Raw genomic sequence first — 16,462 nt, 5'->3', positions numbered from 1 at the left:
TTAGTTTATAAATACATCGCCACCATCTAATTTTGTTTCTCCACCGATATGATTTTTAGGAGAATTAATTTCCACGGCTTTACCTCCTTTAACTCCAACGCCCTCGGAACCTCCGATTCCGATTACTTTTCCACTTATAAGAATAGTTCCGTCGGATTTCATTGTTATCGAACTTTTGCCGGTCGTGAGCGTAATATTGGTATTGCATGTCAGAGAGATGTTTCCTGCATTGTCCATTTTCAGAAGGCTTTCACCTCCTTTTCCTACATTGATTGTTTTGGAAACTGCAGCATTGGTCGCTGCATTTCCGGCCCCGTCAAACAGCATATTTGCTCCGCCCTGGTCTTTAAGATTCATAGAACCCGCACCATTATCATATTTTAATTCTGCTCCGCTTCTTCCACTGAAGCTCATGACGTTGTTTCCCGCTCCTCCGCCTGCTCCTATGCTGCCATGGAAAAGGCCTCCCATGACGAAAGGACGGTCAGGATGCTGATGGACGAAATTTACGACAATTTGGTCACCCACTTCCGGTACAGACATGAAACCGCGGTTTTTGCTTACCTTATCACTGCTTCCGGCATCTGGAGACATGACCCGGATAAACTCTGTGGTATCCGGTCCGTTTTGCCAGTCAAACTGTACCTGCACTCTTCCTTGGTTTAAAGGATCTGTATTGGAAATCACTTTTGCAAACTGAGGATCCGCTTTTGGGATTTCAAATTCAGGACGGGGAATAAAGCCGGTATCTGCTGCTATAGCTTCAAAATTTCCACTGTAATAACCTCTTGCATCCACTTCATGGGTAACTTCTGTAATCATCAGCTTGGTAAAATAAGCCGTCTGGTTCGTATCCGCTTTCCGCATTTCTACATCTGCCGGGCATCCGGGGTATAAAAACGGAACGCTTGTACTTCCTGAAGTGATAAAAACATTGACCGCCTTGCTTCCTGCTGTTCCCTTTTGTGAAGCATCAATATCCATAAAAGAAGATGCTTTAATCGGGGCAACTCTCAGCGAGGGTGTGGTGAAGGTTTTTTGTGATATTTCATAGGCACGTTTAGCAATATCTGATTGATGGGTTATTTTTGAACTTCCTGTAGTGAGCTTTTCATTTTTACTGCTGTTGTACCCGTAAAAAGTAGGGTTCACATGCTGGGCTTTCATTTTAACTTTAATATCGTGAACACTGCTTCCGTAAATCAGCTGAACGGGTTTTTCCTGTGGAGGCAATTTTCCAAAATGAAGGACTTCACCATCATAGTAAAACTGTTCGCCATAAGCTTCTGCCATTCGTGCAAGGTAATTGTAATGGGTTTCTTCATATTGGGAGCTGTAGGAAACATTTCCGTGCTGGGAATCTACCCTGAAATCAAATTTACTTGAGCCTAAACCTTCTTTGATGATAGAATCTGCAATACTGTTCAGGCTGATCTCCTGTGCTCCTCCGAAACTTTGAATGTGAGGTGCTGCATCCAGCAGTACGGTAGGGCTGTATCCTGTAAGAACAATGTTTCCGAGACTGCCTTTTTCCTGGCTGAATCCTACTTCTGTGATGACGCCTATAAAATTTCTCTCCGGGCTTTCCTCTACATCTTTGTATTTAAAAACTACCGTAAGCCTCTTACCGAGGAAGTTCTGGGCCTGTTCAAGGTTGTGGTTTTCTGCATCGCCCAAAGTATCATGGGCAAGCGTAAGATCAAATTCATGATGCTTAACGGCACTTTGGGTCAGTTTGAAATGCTTGAAATGTTTAATGACTTTACCTTCAATAACGATATCAAGTTTAATCACACGATTGATTCCCAAAAGTTCACTTGTGGGAATAGAACGGGCATTATGTATTTTAGAAGTAGGCTGGTCCGACCAGATTTTGCCTTTATTTATCAAAGGCGTATTGGGTTGTGAAGCCTGATTCAGGAAAGTATTGGAATAGGAGAGAGCCTGCCCGGCTGTCTGCGCTGTCTTTTGAATTTTGCTGTCTGCTTTTTTTACAGCTTCGTTTGCTGGATTTATACCTGCAGGCTGTAATTTGCCCAGGTCCTTTTTGGATTTTGGGCCTGTTTTTTTTGATGATTCACTATCTTGGAACATAACATATTTTTTTCTGGATTTGAGTATATCAATTGCAGACTGACGGACAGTGCTGCCTGAGGTCTTTCTTATCACTCACAACAGATGAAAAAAGGGTCTGCTTTAATAATGGAATTGCATCTTTTGTGAGGAATTTATCGTTCTGTTTTCACTTGATGAATATGGGGCGGGTCCGTTTTTATTTATGTTTTAAAATAGGGTTAATATTTAGTTTTTATAAATTTAATATTCTGATTTACAGGATGTAATTTCTTGTTTTAAAATCACATGGATGTGAAACAAATATAAGAATCAATGCTTCAAATTGGATGAAATTGGCATGGTATTTTTCTTTTTGTCGTAATTCTACTACTAACAAGTGTTAGGTTCAAAATGAGACAAAAAGGATAAGTGAATAATATCTTGTACTAAAGAAGTATGACGGGCATTTCAGATACTTTTTTGGACTGATGGGTATAATTTATTTTTTTAAAGCTACAATGAAGTGAAAAAATTGTTTACCCTATAAATTGGTTTAATTTTGCTGAAAATCTTTTACATCTTCTCCGTAGCAAAAGTCGGAGACAGAAGATTGACATGAAAAATTTATGAAAAAAATTGGAATTATAGGCTGTGGCTGGCTGGGATCAAGGATTGCAGCTTCTCTGTCAGACCGATATGAAATCTATACTACTGCAACCACGAAGGAAAAAGCGGAAGAGCTTACTTCCAAAGGATTCAACGCTTATGTGGCAAGTTTTCCGGATTATCAGCTGGAAGAAAAAATACAGCAATGGAAAGAAATTCCTGAATTGGATGCTGTTATTATTACCATTCCGCTTTCCGGGAAAAGCTGCTGTGCAAGCTCACTTTATAACAGGATACAGCATCTGCTGGCTTTTGTAGGTGATTTTAAAGGACAAATGTTTGTAATGAGCTCTACAGGCGTTTATCCTGACAGTCCGGGAGAATATAACGAAGAAAGCCTTTCTGTTGAAAGCGTTCAGGGAGAAAGATTAATCAGTAATACATATCCGCAGGTTAATGTTCTCAGGTTAGCTGGATTAATGGGAGATAACAGGCTGCTTAAAAACTACAATGTTTCAAATCTGCAGGCTCCGGTCAACCATATTCATTACGCAGATATTTGTCATGTGATTGAAAAAATGATTGAAAAAAGATCAGAAGGAAAACTGTACAATGTATCAGCACCACTTCATCCCTCAAAAGCTCAGGTGATCAATGCTCAGAACAATTTAGCAGCGCCGGAAGATATGATTGGTGAAGGGAAAATAATACTGTCTTCAAAATTGATATCAGAACTGGATTTTGTGTTTGAATATCCAGATCCGAGAGCATTTCACTGAAATACTTCTTTAGCCTTAAAAACTTAGATGAAATAAAAAATCTGCCTGATCTGTTCAGTCTGCGAGTGGTTTTTCTCCCGCAGATTGAGCAAATTAAGCAGATCTTGCTGTATTTTAAGCTAAACCTTATCGATTTTTAAAAGCTATAAGGTTTGGATTTCAAGGATTAAAACCTGAAATATTTCTATTTGATAATTCTCTCCAGTACCCAATCAATCAGGTTCTTTTCGGAAGCGTGATGATCTGCAGAGAATTCTCCACGTCTTCTGTTGGCGATAACGTTATTCACTGTAATGGCTTTGTGACCTAATAATTTTGAAAGGGCATAAATCGCTGAAGTTTCCATCTCAAAATTGGTTACGCCAAGATCATTCAAGGTTTCCAAGAATTTATCATCAACAGCTTTTAAACGGAGCTGTCTTCCCTGAGGTGCATAGAATCCCGGGAAAGTAGCTGTATTTCCGTGGTATTTTGCATCTTTATAATAATCTCCCATTTCCTCTGCCCAATCCGAGAAATAAAGCATCGGCTTGATCTTTTCATACGGAAATTTTTCCATAAAGCTTCTGGAAAACTCATTTTCAAAATGATAATCCTGATAGAAATGCATCAGCCCGTCAAGACCTACTACGTTTTGGGTTACCAGCATATTATCAACCTGTACATCCGGATTTACACTTCCGCACGTTCCCATACGGAAAAGTTCAAGGGCTTTGTGCTCCGTTTTGAATTCTTTGTTTTTAAGATCAATATTCACCAAAGCATCAAGCTCGTTCATCACGATATCGATGTTTTCAGTCCCGATTCCGGTAGACATTACGGTGATTCTTTCCCCGCGAAGCGTTCCTGTATGCGTGTAGAACTCTCTTTTGTTTTTTTTGATCTCTACTTTGTCAAAATATTTCGAAACTTTTGCTACTCTGTCAGGATCTCCCACAAGGATGATCTTATCAGCAATATCTTCAGGTAAAAGATTTAAGTGGTACACACTTCCGTCATCATTCAGAACCAGTTCTGAAGCAGCAAGTTTATTTAGCATAATGTATATTTTTTGTTTTTTTAATCAATGAAAATAGCGTCTTTGTAAGGAGATCCGGCAAGATCGTAGATGGTATCATATTCCTCCACAATCCTTTTCTGTCCCTGAAAAACTTCATAAACTGTGACTACGGTTTTCTCAAAGTTTTTCGGATCCTTGCGCTGAGTGGTGATTTCGTAGAATTTATCTCCCTTTTTCATCACAGAAACCATTTCTTCCTTGGTTGAGTTATTGGATTCCATCATTCCGGGAAAGTCCATCACGATGTCTTTAAGGTCCGTATAGTTTTTGTAGGGTTTTGTCACCCCGTTCGAAAATACATAAACATTGGGAATCGGTTTGTCCTCTTCCAGACGGATCAGGTAGTAGTCGTTACCTTTCTTCTCTGCGTAAACGGCCATTTCTTTGTTTTTCTTTTTCTGCGAAAATGTACAGATGGAAAGAAAACTCGCCGCAACAGCGAATAGTACTTTTGTTTTCATAATAATATTTTGTTTTTATTTTGATGAAATAATGTTTAAATCCTCTCCCTAATATCTTTCGTCATCATTTTTTGCCGGCCTATGGAAATTTTGCAGGCTTTAAGTATAATGAATTTGATTTCGGGGTTTAAAATTAATAAAAATATTTAATCTGAAGTAAGTAAGACATCTCTATTTTTTATGGATGAAAGCGGAAAGAAGGAGAAAGGAGCCATTGAACCCGGAAGAATAGCCAAATGTCTGATAATAACCTCCATTTTCAGGCTTCTGTCTTTAATTAAACATTTATTAATCTGCAATTAAGATTAGCATAACATCGGAACGGTACTTTTGCCGCTAAAAATTCATGAGATTGTATCCGCTGCTAGCTGTGATTGTGTTGATAGGTTTTGCTGTCATGTCTTTTAACCCGGTTGATAAGGGTAGAGAAAACGATAATACCTTTGTGAATAAAGGGTTGTCCGATTTTAAAAACAAGCTTGATCAGCTAAAATCAGATGTGTACCAATTCTCAGAAGATCAGATTTCTATTGAAGAACTTAGAAATTCGTTGAGCAGTACCAGAAATTCATTCAAAGAAATCGAATTTTATATTGCCTATCACTATCCGGAATTTACAAAAACACACCTTAATGCGGCACCGCTTTTCCATATTGAAGCTGCGGGAACTTCCGCCTATACGCTGCCTCCGGAAGGACTTCAGGTTCTGGATGAACTGATATTTTCTGATGAGGCGGCAGATGAGAAGGAAAAGATCAAAACCATTACGGACTTCCTGTACAATTCCTATTCAAGTTTTTATCTGAGCGCTGTGAAAAACGGATTAAGCCGTGGAAACAATAAGACCCTGCCATTAAGAGTAGAACTGATACGAATTTATACACTTGGCGTTACTGGCTTTGATACACCCGGTTCCCTGAATATTTCCGAAGAAGCCGGCCATGCATTCACCGGAATTAAAAAATACATCAACGACGATGCTTATTTTAAAAATTACAATATTCAGAAAGCAGATCAGATTCTTACCGAAGGAATTAGTTATCTTGCTCAGAACAAGTATTTTGAAACTTTTGACAGGATTGAATTTTACAAAAAATATATCCAGCCCCTTTATGAAGAGCTGGGAAAATGGGACGGAAGAGAAGATGATCTCAAAGAATTTTCAGGCTGGAACGTAAAGAATAAAAATCTTTTCAGCAGCGATTTTCTGGATCCTTATTTTTATACGTTGCTGAAGTCTTCGGAAGACAGTCAGGATCTGCGAAATTTAGGAAAATCTATTTTCTACGACCAGAATCTGAGCCAGAACGGTAAAATGAGCTGTGCAGTCTGCCATCTTCCGGAAAATGCTTTTACAGACCTTAAAGTAAAATCCCAGAGCAATGTGGAAGGAAAAACCGTTTTAAGGAACTCTCCGTCTTTATACAATGCCGTTTTTGCCAAAAGATTTTTCTATGATCTAAGGGCTTTTTACCTTGAACAGCAGGCTGAACATGTGATCTACAACGATGATGAGTTCAATACCAGCTATGAGGATATTATCAAAAAATTAAAAACAAAACCTGAATATAAAAAAGCTTTTCGCGCTGCTTTTAAAAATGGCGAAATAAGCAAGGAGAATTTCTCCAAAGCATTAAGTTCTTATGTGGCGTCCTTATATTCTTTCGACAGTGATTTTGACCGTTTTATGAGAAATGAAAAAGAGGTTTCTGATGAGGTTAAAAAAGGATATAATCTCTTCATGGGCAAGGCCAATTGTGCTACCTGTCATTTTGCGCCCCATTTTTCAGGGCTTGTACCGCCGTTTTTTAATGAAAATGAATCTGAAGTTTTAGGAATTACTACAAAACCTGTCACTCAGCTTCCCGTTGAGCTGGATGCTGATCTGGGAAGAGGAAACAGTCCTGTGAAAAAAGAAAAATCCTGGATCTACGATTATTCCTTTAAAACCGTTACCGTACGAAATATTGCCCTTACGAAACCTTATTTCCACAATGGTGCTTTCAATACTCTGGAAGAAGTGATGGATTTCTACAATGAAGGCGGAGGAGAAGGACTAGGCTTAAAAATGAAAAACCAAACTTTGCCACCGGACAAACTGGACCTTACAAAAACGGAGATTCAGCAGGTAATTGCATTTTTGAATGCTCTGACGGATACGGGGAAGGCGAAATAGTGTGGGTTAGGGTTTTTAAGTTGCGAGTTGCGAGTTTCGGGTTGCCAGCTTCGTGTTTGAGAGTTGAAAGTACCAAATGCAGGAGCAGGAACTGAAGCAGGTATTGAATAAAATGCTAAGTGATGAATGTGGAGTGTATAATATTATTGATCCAATCCCAGAACGCAACCCAAATTCCTGTACTTTGAAAACCCGCAACCCGCAACTAGCAACCAACAACCCGCAACTCGCAACTTAAAAAACCGCAACCTTAAAAACCCGAATCCCGAAAACCCGCAACTCGAATTAACAATTATTTAATTCCCTTAACATTAGGTTCTAAATTAATTAATATTCCGAGAACTTTATTTAAAGTCCTATTAACAGCGGTGCCGCGTTAAAAAAATAGTTTTGCAGAGTCTAATAAATCAAGAAAAAATGAGGAAAAAATTACTTACAATTGCGGCACTGGCTATGGTTGCCGGTTTTAGTGTACAGGCACAGACTTTTTTATTCAACAAAAACTCTTCCTGGAGCTATAAAGATAATAACCAGGCCCTGGCGGATGCATGGAAAGGCCAAACCTTTGATATTTCAACCTGGACGGTTGGAAACGGACCTCTTGGATATGGAGATCCGGTAACCACTACGATCAGCACAGGTCTTACCGCGGCTTATTTCGCTAAAGATTTCACAGTAGATCTGTCCACACTTTCAGATAATATGGAGCTGGGGGTAATGAGAGATGACGGAATTGTGGTATACCTGAACGGAGTAGAAGTGGTAAGAGACAATATGCCTGCAGGGACTATCACTTTTAATACTTTTTCAAGTACAACAATAGATGGTGCGGCAGAAAGTGTATATAATATCTTCTCTATTCCAAAATCTAAATTTATCAACGGAACGAACAGGATTTCTGTAGAGCTTCACAACAGATCTACAACCAGTTCTGACCTTAGAATTGATGCTTATCTGAAAACAACAACACCGGTAGTCGTTAATCCGGGATGCACAGGAACGCATATCAGCTGTTTTACATCAATTGTTCCAACCGCACAAACCAATAAACTGATTATTCCTGCTGAACATAAATACCAGCTTATCTTAAAAGAAGGAGATAACTACACTGAAGGAGGCGGAATGGTAGGCGGTCAGAATGATTTTACTGCTTATGTAGCCAAATCCGCAAGCAGCACAAACGGATACCTTTCTGTAAACCACGAAACGAATCCTGGAGGAGTTACAATGGCTGAGATTAATTATAATTCAGCAACAAAACTTTGGCAGCTGACAAGATCCAGAGCGGTAAGTTTTTCAGATCCGAGCCTGGTTCAGACAATCAGAAACTGTTCAGGAGGGGTTACTCCTTGGGGAACAGTTGTTACAGCTGAAGAATCTGTGACTTCCAATGATGTGAACAGCGACGGTTATAAAGATTACGGATGGTTAGTGGAAATTGATCCGGCTACTGCACAGGTTGTTTCTAAAAATACAGACGGATCCAAAGGGAAACTGTGGCAGATGGGTATTATGAACCATGAAAATGTAGTGGTAAATAATGCAGGAACTACAGCTTATTACGGAGAAGACGGTGGAACTCACATGGTTTACAAATATGTGATGGATACACCTAATAATCTTTCTTCAGGAAACTTATATGTCTTAAAACTTGACCAGGGATTAACTGCTTCAGGAGATCCTGTAGGAACTACAGCAACGTGGGTTCAGGTGCCTAATAAAGTAAAGGCAGACCAGAACAATACAACCGCTCTTGCCCAGTCATTGGGAGGAACAAGATTTAATGGAGTAGAAGATGTTGACATCAGTCCTTTAGACGGAAAGATCTACTTTACAGCAAAAGGATTGGACAAAGTGTACCGTCTTCAGGATAACGGAACTACCGCTTCTCAGGTAGAAACTTTTGTAGGAGGTTCTTCTACAACGTATTCTTTCAACACGCCGCAGGGAATGAAAACGGAAGCCTGGGGAGATGGAAATGACAACCTTACTTTCGACGAACTTGGAAACCTTTGGGTACTTCAGGACGGAGGAAAAAATTATATCTGGGTTATTGCTCCGGATCATACACAGGCAAATCCTAAAGTGAGACTTTTTGCTTCCATGCCTGCAGGATCAGAGCCTACAGGATTGACGTTTACTCCTGACCACAAATTCGGTTTCTTCTCGATCCAGCATCCGGATTCTACAATCTCTACAGACGTAGATGCTACAGGAAACACCATCGATTACAGAGGAAAATCCGCAACCATTGTTATTGCTTTAAAGCAAAACTTAGGAACTTCCGGTGCATTGGGAACAATTGATACCCAAAATGCAGAAAATACGGTGGATGTAGCTCCGAATCCTACTTCAGGGATTGTAAAAATCAATTCACCTAAGGGATTGAAAGATATCTCAGTAACGGCTTACAGCATGGATGGTAAGATTGTTTACACGAAGAAGTTCAGTGGCATAAACAGATCATTGGATCTTGATTTTACGAATCAGCTTGAAGCGTCACGTATTCTGGTTCTGAATATTGAAGCAGAAGGCGGTTTCCAGAAAACTGTGAAATTATTAAAAAAGTAATTAATAATACTGTTTCGGGCGGCGGCGGAGCCGCCGCCCGAAATTTATCTCTATGAAAAAACTTCTTCTATTCATTTCCATTCTCTCTATCTGTCAGGCAAAGGCACAGATTGATCCTGTAAAATATCCCACATTTACAAGTATTGATGAGGCATTGAACAGTAAGAAACCTGTCTATAGCATGAGCTTTAGGGAAAAAGGGCTTTTTAACCTTCCTCCTCAGATCTCAAAACTCGAGTCTTTATTTTTCCTGAATATCATGGGAAATAAGCTTGAGAAAATGGATCAGGAGATTTTTGCTTTGACCGGGCTTGAAATTTTGAATGTTAATGAAAACAGTATCAAATATATTCCGGACGACATTGGAAAGCTTAGTAAACTCAATACGTTTTCCATGAATCTTAATGGTTTGACAAGCATTAATCCGAATGTGGCAAAGCTTCAAAACTTAAAGGCCGTTCATTTTGACGCCAATAACCTCAATGTCTTCCCCGAAGCGTTGATGGAAATCCCTGCTTTGGAGGAAATTAATCTCCAGGGGAATCAGATCAGCAGCATTGCGGACCGTTTAAACAAAATTAAAAATTTAAAATTTCTGAACTTATCTGAAAACCAGATCAATGATCTCGGAAACCTGTCATTTCCAAAAAAGATTAAATACCTGGAATTGCAGCAGAATGCTATTGTTAAACTTCCCGAAAACCTTTTTAAGGCTCAAAACCTTGAATTTTTGAATGTAAGCAACAATCATATTGAAGAAATTTCCCCTGGAATAAAGGGACTGAAAAATATAGTCAGCATGAATCTGGCACATAATAACCTGAAAGACATTCCTGTAGAGATGGGGCAGCTGAAAAAGCTGAAAACCCTGATCCTGACCGGAAATCCTATAGAAAAAACAAAGATTGAACGATTGAAAAACCTGATGCCGGACACTCAGATTTATTTCTAGATCTATCCGCCGACTCTTTTGGTTTTATATCCCATTTCTTTAAGGATATTCATTATCTTATCACGATTATCGCCCTGAATAATGATCGTTCCATCTTTCTCTGAACCGCCTATTCCCAAGGTGGTTTTTATTTTTTTGGAAATTTTCTTTAAATCTTCCTCACTGCCTTCCCAGCCTTCAACAATCGTTACCGGCTTACCGTTTCTGCCTTTCTTCTCAAATTTGCACACCAGAGGTTCCTGCTGCTTAAATTCTTCCTTAGGCATCTCAAAATCCTGCTCTTCATGTTCAGGAAAAAGGTTCTTTAGCTGATCTCGTAAATCCATAAAGCAAAATTAAATGTTTAAACACAAATATCACAAATAATTTTTCATAAATAGCACCACTCATTCACATCAGATAAAACCCAATCATCTGTGAAAACCTGCGTAATCTGCGGTTAAAAAAACAGAACTTAGCTCCAGCGTTACAAACAATTTCCACAAAATAACCCACAATTATTCAGATCAGATAAAACCCAATCCTCTGTGAAAACCTGCGTAATCTGCGGTTAAAAAAATAAAAACAATACTTAACTCCGGCATTACAAATAATTTCCACAAATAAACCCACAATCATTTGAACCAAATAAATTTAAAAATCTGTGCAATCAGCGAAATCTGCGGGAGAAAAAAAATACCATCATCATATATTCCTACAGCCCAATGGATATATTATTTTTAGACCGGTGTTTTCAAAATAAACCCTCCAAATTCTTCCATTCATCGGAAATTAGGTAAATTTGTGTAACAAAAGTTATACAAAATGTCAAAAAAAGCAATACTAGCAATCCTTGACGGATGGGGACTGGGAACGAATCCTGAAGTTTCTGCCTTAGACAAAGCAAACACTCCATTTATAGACAGCTGTTATCAAAAATTTCCACATACCACCCTTGAAGCCAGCGGCCTGGCTGTGGGACTTCCTGCAGGACAAATGGGGAATTCCGAAGTGGGACATATGAATTTAGGAGCAGGAAGAGTGGTTTATCAGAACCTTGTAAAGCTCAATATGGCCGTTGAGAACGGAACATTGGGACAGCAGCAGATCATTCAGGATGCTTTCGAATATGCTAAAAGAGAAAACAAAAAACTTCACTTTATCGGACTTGTTTCAAATGGTGGAGTACATTCACATATCAACCACTTAAAAGGATTACTGACGGCTGCCCATGAATTCGGACTGCACGAAAACGTTTTTGTCCACGCATTTACAGATGGAAGAGACTGCGATCCGCATTCCGGACTAGGCTTTATAGAAGAGCTTCAGGATCATATGGCGTCTACCGTTGGAAAACTGGCCACGGTGATCGGAAGATATTACGCCATGGACCGTGACAAAAGATGGGAGCGTGTAAAACTGGCCTATGATGCCATGGTAGAAGGAGTGGGGCTGCAGACAACAGATGCCCTGGCAGCCATTAAGTCTTCTTACGATAATAATGTAACGGATGAATTTTTAAAGCCAATTATCCTTGTCAATACCACAGCCACAGGAAATGTAGTTCCGGTTGCTAAAATCATAGATGACGATGTGGTTATCTGTTTCAATTTCCGTACAGACAGAGGACGCGAGATTACGGAAGTGCTTTCCCAGAAAGATTTCCCTGATTTTTTTATGCGTAAGCTGAACCTTTATTATATCACTTTAACAAATTACGACAAAACCTACCAGAATGTACAGGTTGTGTTTGATGAAGAGGTATTGAAAGAAACCATGGGAGAAATCCTTGAAAGAAATGGTAAAACGCAGATCAGAATTGCTGAAACAGAAAAATATCCTCACGTTACCTTCTTTTTTTCAGGAGGAAGAGAAGAGGAATTCATCGGAGAAAGAAGACTGCTTTGTCCGAGCCCGAAAGATGTTCCTACCTATGATCTGAAACCTGAAATGTCTGCTTATGAAATTACCAATGCCATTATTCCTGAACTGGAAAACGGGACTGCGGATTTTGTATGTCTGAATTTCGCCAATACAGATATGGTAGGCCACACAGGTGTTTTTGAAGCTGCAGTAAAAGCCGCAGAAACAGTTGATCAATGCATTGAAAAAGTAGCCGCGGCAGCGTATGAAAACGGTTATGCAGTATTCATTTTGGCCGACCACGGAAACTCAGATGTAATGATCAATCCGGATGGTACCCCGAATACCCAGCACTCCACGAACCTTGTTCCGTTTATTGTGATGGATAAAGACCATACCTGGAATTTAAAACCCGGAAAACTGGGCGATGTGGCTCCAACCATTCTGAAAGTAATGGGCGTGGATATTCCTGAAATTATGACAGGTGATATTTTAGTAAGTTAAAAATTCAATAATATTGTCAGAAAAATGCCGTTATCATATTATTGGCGGCATTTTTGTATGATTTATGTCAGACATTGTATGAGACGCATATGTTATTATGCGGTAAATAATAAATAAATCATATCTTTGCAAATTAAAATCTATATAGTAAGATGTATCAAAAGCTTGTTAGGAAAGAAGTAATGGGAATATTGGAAAAGGAAGTCGGTTCTTTTCTCGATAAATTTTTAACGCCAATTGAAAAAATCTGGCAGCCTTCCGACTACCTTCCGGATCCTTCAAGTGCTGATTTTAAATATGATCTGGAAGAAATTCAGACGTTTGCACGCGAAATGCCGTACGACCTGTTTGTAACTCTTATCGGAGACTGTATCACAGAAGAGGCGTTACCATCTTATGAATCATGGCTGATGGGAGTAGATGGAGTAGATCAGGAGCAGAAAGAAATCGGCTGGGCAAACTGGGTAAGAGCCTGGACTGCTGAAGAAAACAGACACGGAGATCTTTTGAGCAAATACCTTTATCTGTGCGGAAGAGTAAATATGAGAGAAGTGGAAGTTACCACTCAATACCTGATCAATGACGGTTTTGATTTGGGAACAAGCATGGACCCGTATAGAAACTTCGTATACACAAGCTTTCAGGAAACTGCAACCAATATATCTCACAGAAGAGTAGGTACACTGGCCAAGCAGTCTGGAAACGGAAAACTGGCGAAAATGTGTGGGGTGATTGCAGCAGATGAAGCAAGACACGCAAAAGCATACAAACATTTCGTGGCTAAAATTCTTGAAATAGATCCTTCAGAAATGATCCTTGCATTTGAAGATATGATGCGTAAGAAGATCGTAATGCCTGCTCACATGATGAGACAATCCGGTCAGAAAGCGGGTGAACTTTGGGGACATTTCTCAGATGCAGCACAAAGATGTATGGTATACACCGGTCAGGATTATATCAATATCATGAAAGATTTATTGGATGAATGGAAGATTGAGCATGTAAAAGGTCTTAATGAAAAAGCCGAAAAAGCTCAGGAATATCTGATGAAACTTCCTGCAAGACTTCAGAAAATTACAGACAGGATCTCAACGCCGGACCTTCAGTTCCAGTTCAATTGGGTGAAAAGTTAGTCTTACAGACCATAATTATAAAACTTAAGAGTGCCATCGTTTTTTGGCACTCTTTTTATTTCTTATCTTTGCAAAGCTAAAAAAACAACAAAATGTTAAATAATAAAAAAATTGCTGTTGATTTTGACGGAACTATCGTGGATGATGCATATCCGGCAATTGGTAAAGCAAAAATTTTCGCTTTCGAAACATTAAAAAGACTTCAGGCAGAAGGATACAGACTGATCCTCTGGACATATAGACATGGAAAAACTTTGGATGAAGCAGTAGAATTCTGCAGACAAAACGGTATTGAATTTTATGCCGTGAATTCAAGCTTTGAAGGAGAAGTTTTTGATTCCGAAAACCAATCCAGAAAACTGGATGCAGACTGGTTCATTGATGACAGGAACCTGGGCGGTTTTCCGGGATGGGGCGAAATCTACAATATCATCCAGGAAAGAATAGAATTCCGTGTAGAAGGAAAAGAAGTTCTGGCCTACTCCAAACTTAAAAAAGAAAAGAAAAAAGGACTTTTTTGGTAGAAATTTAAAACAGAAGCTAGAAACTAGAGATTAGAAATTAGTTTTAAAAATTTACCGGAAAAATATAGAGACTCAGATGATTTAAATTTTCAGATAATAATATACATGAAGCATTAAGTCTAATATCTGACATCTAATATCTAACATCTAAATAAGAATGATTCAATTAAAAACAATAGAGGAACTCCGCCTGATGAAGGAGAGTGCGCATCTGGTTTCCAAAACACTGGGAATGCTCGCAAAAGAAATAAAACCGGGAATCAATACATTATACCTTGATAAGCTTGCCCACGATTTCATTAAAGATCATGGTGCAGAACCTGCTTTTCTGGGGTATGGCGGTTTCCCGAATTCTTTGTGTATTTCCCCGAATGACCAGGTAGTACACGGTTTTCCCAATAATGATATTATAAAAGAAGGAGATGTTCTTTCCGTAGACTGTGGAGTGATCCTGAATGGTTTTGTAGGAGATCATGCCTATACATTTGAAATCGGGGAAGTAAAACCTGAGGTTAAAAAATTATTGCAGGTAACCAAAGAATCCCTTTACAAAGGAATTGCGCAGTGTATGAGAGGCAAGAGAATAGGAGATATCTCTCATGCGATCCAGACCCATTGTGAAAAAGAAGGTTACGGTGTTGTAAAAGAGCTTGTAGGACATGGTTTGGGAAGAAAGATGCATGAAGATCCACAGGTTCCGAATTACGGAAAACAGGGAAGCGGAAAAGTCATTAAAGACGGTTTGGCCATCGCTATTGAACCGATGGTGAATCTGGGTACGGAAAAAGTAAAATTCCATAACGACGGCTGGACGGTAACCACTCTGGATAACCTGCCTTCTGCGCATTTTGAGCATGATGTAGCCGTGATCAATGGTAAGCCGGTACTGCTTTCTACATTTAAATATGTTTATGAAGCTTTGGGCATCGTAAGTGATGAAGAAAAGCCATTCCAACTGGATTTTTAATGAAGAAAGTAACCAAACTTTTACTCAATACTTTACCCCGCCCGATGCTGATCAAAATGAGTATCTGGGCCAGACCTTTGATCTATCAGTTGTTCAAGGGGGATAAGTTCTTTGATCCTATTGACGGAAAATCTTACCGGAAATTCCTTCCTTATGGTTACGGAAAACAACGCGAAAATGCATTGTCACCGGGAACATTAAGCCTTGAAAGACACCGCCAGATGTGGCTGTATCTTCAGAATGAGACCGATTTTTTCATTAAGAATGCCAAGGTTCTGCATATCGCTCCCGAACAGGAGTTTTTGAGGAAATTCAAGATGATGAGAAACCTGGATTACATATCAGCGGATCTCTTTTCTCCCATCGTAGACGTAAAAGCGGATATTCTTGATCTGCCTTTTGCCGATGAGAGTTTTGATATCATCTTTTGTAACCATGTTCTGGAACATATACAAGACGATGCAAAGGCGATCAGTGAGCTGTACAGGGTAATGAGGCCGGGAGGCTGGGGAATCTTTCAGGTTCCGATGAGAAATTCTTTGGAGAAAACCTACGAAGATTTTTCCATCACAGATCCTAAAGAACGCCAGAAACATTTCGGGCAGTACGATCACGTCCGCTGGTACGGAATGGACTATTTCGACCGCTTAAGAAAAGCCGGTTTTGAAACAGAACCGAACTTCTATTCCCGGAATTTTTCGGAAGAAGAAATCCAAAAATACGGGTTAAGAGAGAACGAGATCTTACCTGTAGTTTTCAAAAAATAAAACAATAAACCCGCCTTCACATTTGAGGACGGGTTTATTTAATATAGATAGAAGTTGTATCAGAT

General features: G+C 39.3%; 13 protein-coding genes. 9 read left to right on the top strand and 4 right to left on the bottom strand.

Features of this window, described 5'->3' with window-relative positions:
* Positions 1-2,094 (bottom strand): type VI secretion system Vgr family protein, encoded by a 2,094-nt coding sequence (locus tag JET18_RS16170; protein ID WP_202092727.1) that lies wholly within the window; start codon positions 2,092-2,094, stop codon positions 1-3.
* 587 nt (positions 2,095-2,681) lie between these two features.
* On the opposite strand from JET18_RS16170, the gene JET18_RS16165 reads away from it, so the two are divergent.
* Positions 2,682-3,440 (top strand): Rossmann-fold NAD(P)-binding domain-containing protein, encoded by a 759-nt coding sequence (locus JET18_RS16165; RefSeq protein WP_202092724.1) that lies wholly within the window; start codon positions 2,682-2,684, stop codon positions 3,438-3,440.
* 184 nt (positions 3,441-3,624) lie between these two features.
* Here JET18_RS16165 and JET18_RS16160 read toward each other — a convergent pair whose 3' ends face one another.
* A complete protein-coding gene (locus tag JET18_RS16160) occupies positions 3,625-4,479 on the bottom strand; it encodes a nucleoside phosphorylase (protein ID WP_202092723.1) in 855 nt (284 codons plus the stop codon).
* 20 nt (positions 4,480-4,499) lie between these two features.
* Complete coding sequence (locus JET18_RS16155) at positions 4,500-4,961, bottom strand: hypothetical protein (RefSeq protein ID WP_202092720.1); 462 nt, start codon at positions 4,959-4,961, stop codon at positions 4,500-4,502.
* Positions 4,962-5,307: 346 nt separating this feature from the next.
* Between JET18_RS16155 and JET18_RS16150 the strand changes: the two genes are divergently transcribed.
* The 3 genes from JET18_RS16150 to JET18_RS16140 all read left to right on the top strand — a co-directional run bounded on the left by JET18_RS16150 (position 5,308) and on the right by JET18_RS16140 (position 10,660).
* Complete coding sequence (locus JET18_RS16150) at positions 5,308-7,137, top strand: cytochrome-c peroxidase (protein WP_202092718.1); 1,830 nt, start codon at positions 5,308-5,310, stop codon at positions 7,135-7,137.
* A 417-nt stretch (positions 7,138-7,554) separates the two neighbouring features.
* Positions 7,555-9,708 (top strand): alkaline phosphatase PhoX, encoded by a 2,154-nt coding sequence (locus JET18_RS16145; protein ID WP_202092715.1) that lies wholly within the window; start codon positions 7,555-7,557, stop codon positions 9,706-9,708.
* Between the two features lie 52 nt (positions 9,709-9,760).
* On the top strand, positions 9,761-10,660 hold the full coding sequence (locus tag JET18_RS16140; RefSeq protein WP_202092713.1) for a leucine-rich repeat domain-containing protein: 900 nt from the start codon (positions 9,761-9,763) through the stop codon (positions 10,658-10,660).
* Positions 10,661-10,662: 2 nt separating this feature from the next.
* Here JET18_RS16140 and JET18_RS16135 read toward each other — a convergent pair whose 3' ends face one another.
* Positions 10,663-10,986, bottom strand: coding sequence for a translation initiation factor (locus JET18_RS16135; RefSeq protein ID WP_040999102.1), 324 nt, complete (start codon positions 10,984-10,986; stop codon positions 10,663-10,665).
* Between the two features lie 478 nt (positions 10,987-11,464).
* Here JET18_RS16135 and gpmI point away from each other — a divergent pair, with 478 nt between their 5' ends.
* The 5 genes from gpmI (at position 11,465) to JET18_RS16110 (ending at position 16,397) form a co-directional block, all read left to right on the top strand.
* The gene (gpmI, locus tag JET18_RS16130; protein WP_202092711.1) at positions 11,465-13,006 is read left to right on the top strand and encodes a 2,3-bisphosphoglycerate-independent phosphoglycerate mutase; all 1,542 of its coding nucleotides are present in this window, start codon (positions 11,465-11,467) and stop codon (positions 13,004-13,006) included.
* Positions 13,007-13,158: 152 nt separating this feature from the next.
* Positions 13,159-14,139 (top strand): acyl-ACP desaturase, encoded by a 981-nt coding sequence (locus JET18_RS16125; RefSeq protein WP_202092709.1) that lies wholly within the window; start codon positions 13,159-13,161, stop codon positions 14,137-14,139.
* A 92-nt stretch (positions 14,140-14,231) separates the two neighbouring features.
* Positions 14,232-14,663: a BT0820 family HAD-type phosphatase gene (locus JET18_RS16120; RefSeq protein WP_202092707.1), complete on the top strand. Its 432-nt coding sequence runs from the start codon at positions 14,232-14,234 to the stop codon at positions 14,661-14,663.
* A gap of 157 nt (positions 14,664-14,820) precedes the next feature.
* Positions 14,821-15,630 carry a type I methionyl aminopeptidase gene (gene map / locus JET18_RS16115; protein WP_202092706.1) on the top strand — a complete coding sequence of 270 codons (810 nt, stop codon included), beginning with the start codon at positions 14,821-14,823 and terminating at the stop codon, positions 15,628-15,630.
* A complete protein-coding gene (locus JET18_RS16110; RefSeq protein WP_202092703.1) occupies positions 15,630-16,397 on the top strand; it encodes a class I SAM-dependent methyltransferase in 768 nt (255 codons plus the stop codon). The genes map and JET18_RS16110 overlap by 1 nt, the downstream gene beginning before the upstream one ends.
* Positions 16,398-16,462 lie beyond the last annotated feature (65 nt).

Source organism: Chryseobacterium endalhagicum, from assembly GCF_016745235.1.
GTDB classification, from domain to species: Bacteria; Bacteroidota; Bacteroidia; order Flavobacteriales; family Weeksellaceae; genus Chryseobacterium; species Chryseobacterium endalhagicum.
The sequence above is the reverse complement of the archived record's forward strand: the minus strand, read 5'-3'. Positions and strand labels throughout refer to the sequence as shown.

What these genes read in the sequence shown, in the direction of transcription:
- JET18_RS16110 (WP_202092703.1), top strand. Translation starts at nt 15,630, where the DNA reads ATGAAGAAAGTAACCAAACTTTTACTCAATACTTTACCCCGCCCGATG.
- JET18_RS16140 (WP_202092713.1), top strand. Translation starts at nt 9,761, where the DNA reads ATGAAAAAACTTCTTCTATTCATTTCCATTCTCTCTATCTGTCAGGCA.
- JET18_RS16150 (WP_202092718.1), top strand. Translation starts at nt 5,308, where the DNA reads ATGAGATTGTATCCGCTGCTAGCTGTGATTGTGTTGATAGGTTTTGCT.
- JET18_RS16135 (WP_040999102.1), bottom strand. Translation starts at nt 10,986, where the DNA reads ATGGATTTACGAGATCAGCTAAAGAACCTTTTTCCTGAACATGAAGAG.
- JET18_RS16160 (WP_202092723.1), bottom strand. Translation starts at nt 4,479, where the DNA reads ATGCTAAATAAACTTGCTGCTTCAGAACTGGTTCTGAATGATGACGGA.
- JET18_RS16170 (WP_202092727.1), bottom strand. Translation starts at nt 2,094, where the DNA reads ATGTTCCAAGATAGTGAATCATCAAAAAAAACAGGCCCAAAATCCAAA.
- JET18_RS16125 (WP_202092709.1), top strand. Translation starts at nt 13,159, where the DNA reads ATGTATCAAAAGCTTGTTAGGAAAGAAGTAATGGGAATATTGGAAAAG.
- JET18_RS16145 (WP_202092715.1), top strand. Translation starts at nt 7,555, where the DNA reads ATGAGGAAAAAATTACTTACAATTGCGGCACTGGCTATGGTTGCCGGT.
- map (WP_202092706.1), top strand. Translation starts at nt 14,821, where the DNA reads ATGATTCAATTAAAAACAATAGAGGAACTCCGCCTGATGAAGGAGAGT.
- JET18_RS16165 (WP_202092724.1), top strand. Translation starts at nt 2,682, where the DNA reads ATGAAAAAAATTGGAATTATAGGCTGTGGCTGGCTGGGATCAAGGATT.
- JET18_RS16120 (WP_202092707.1), top strand. Translation starts at nt 14,232, where the DNA reads ATGTTAAATAATAAAAAAATTGCTGTTGATTTTGACGGAACTATCGTG.
- JET18_RS16155 (WP_202092720.1), bottom strand. Translation starts at nt 4,961, where the DNA reads ATGAAAACAAAAGTACTATTCGCTGTTGCGGCGAGTTTTCTTTCCATC.
- gpmI (WP_202092711.1), top strand. Translation starts at nt 11,465, where the DNA reads ATGTCAAAAAAAGCAATACTAGCAATCCTTGACGGATGGGGACTGGGA.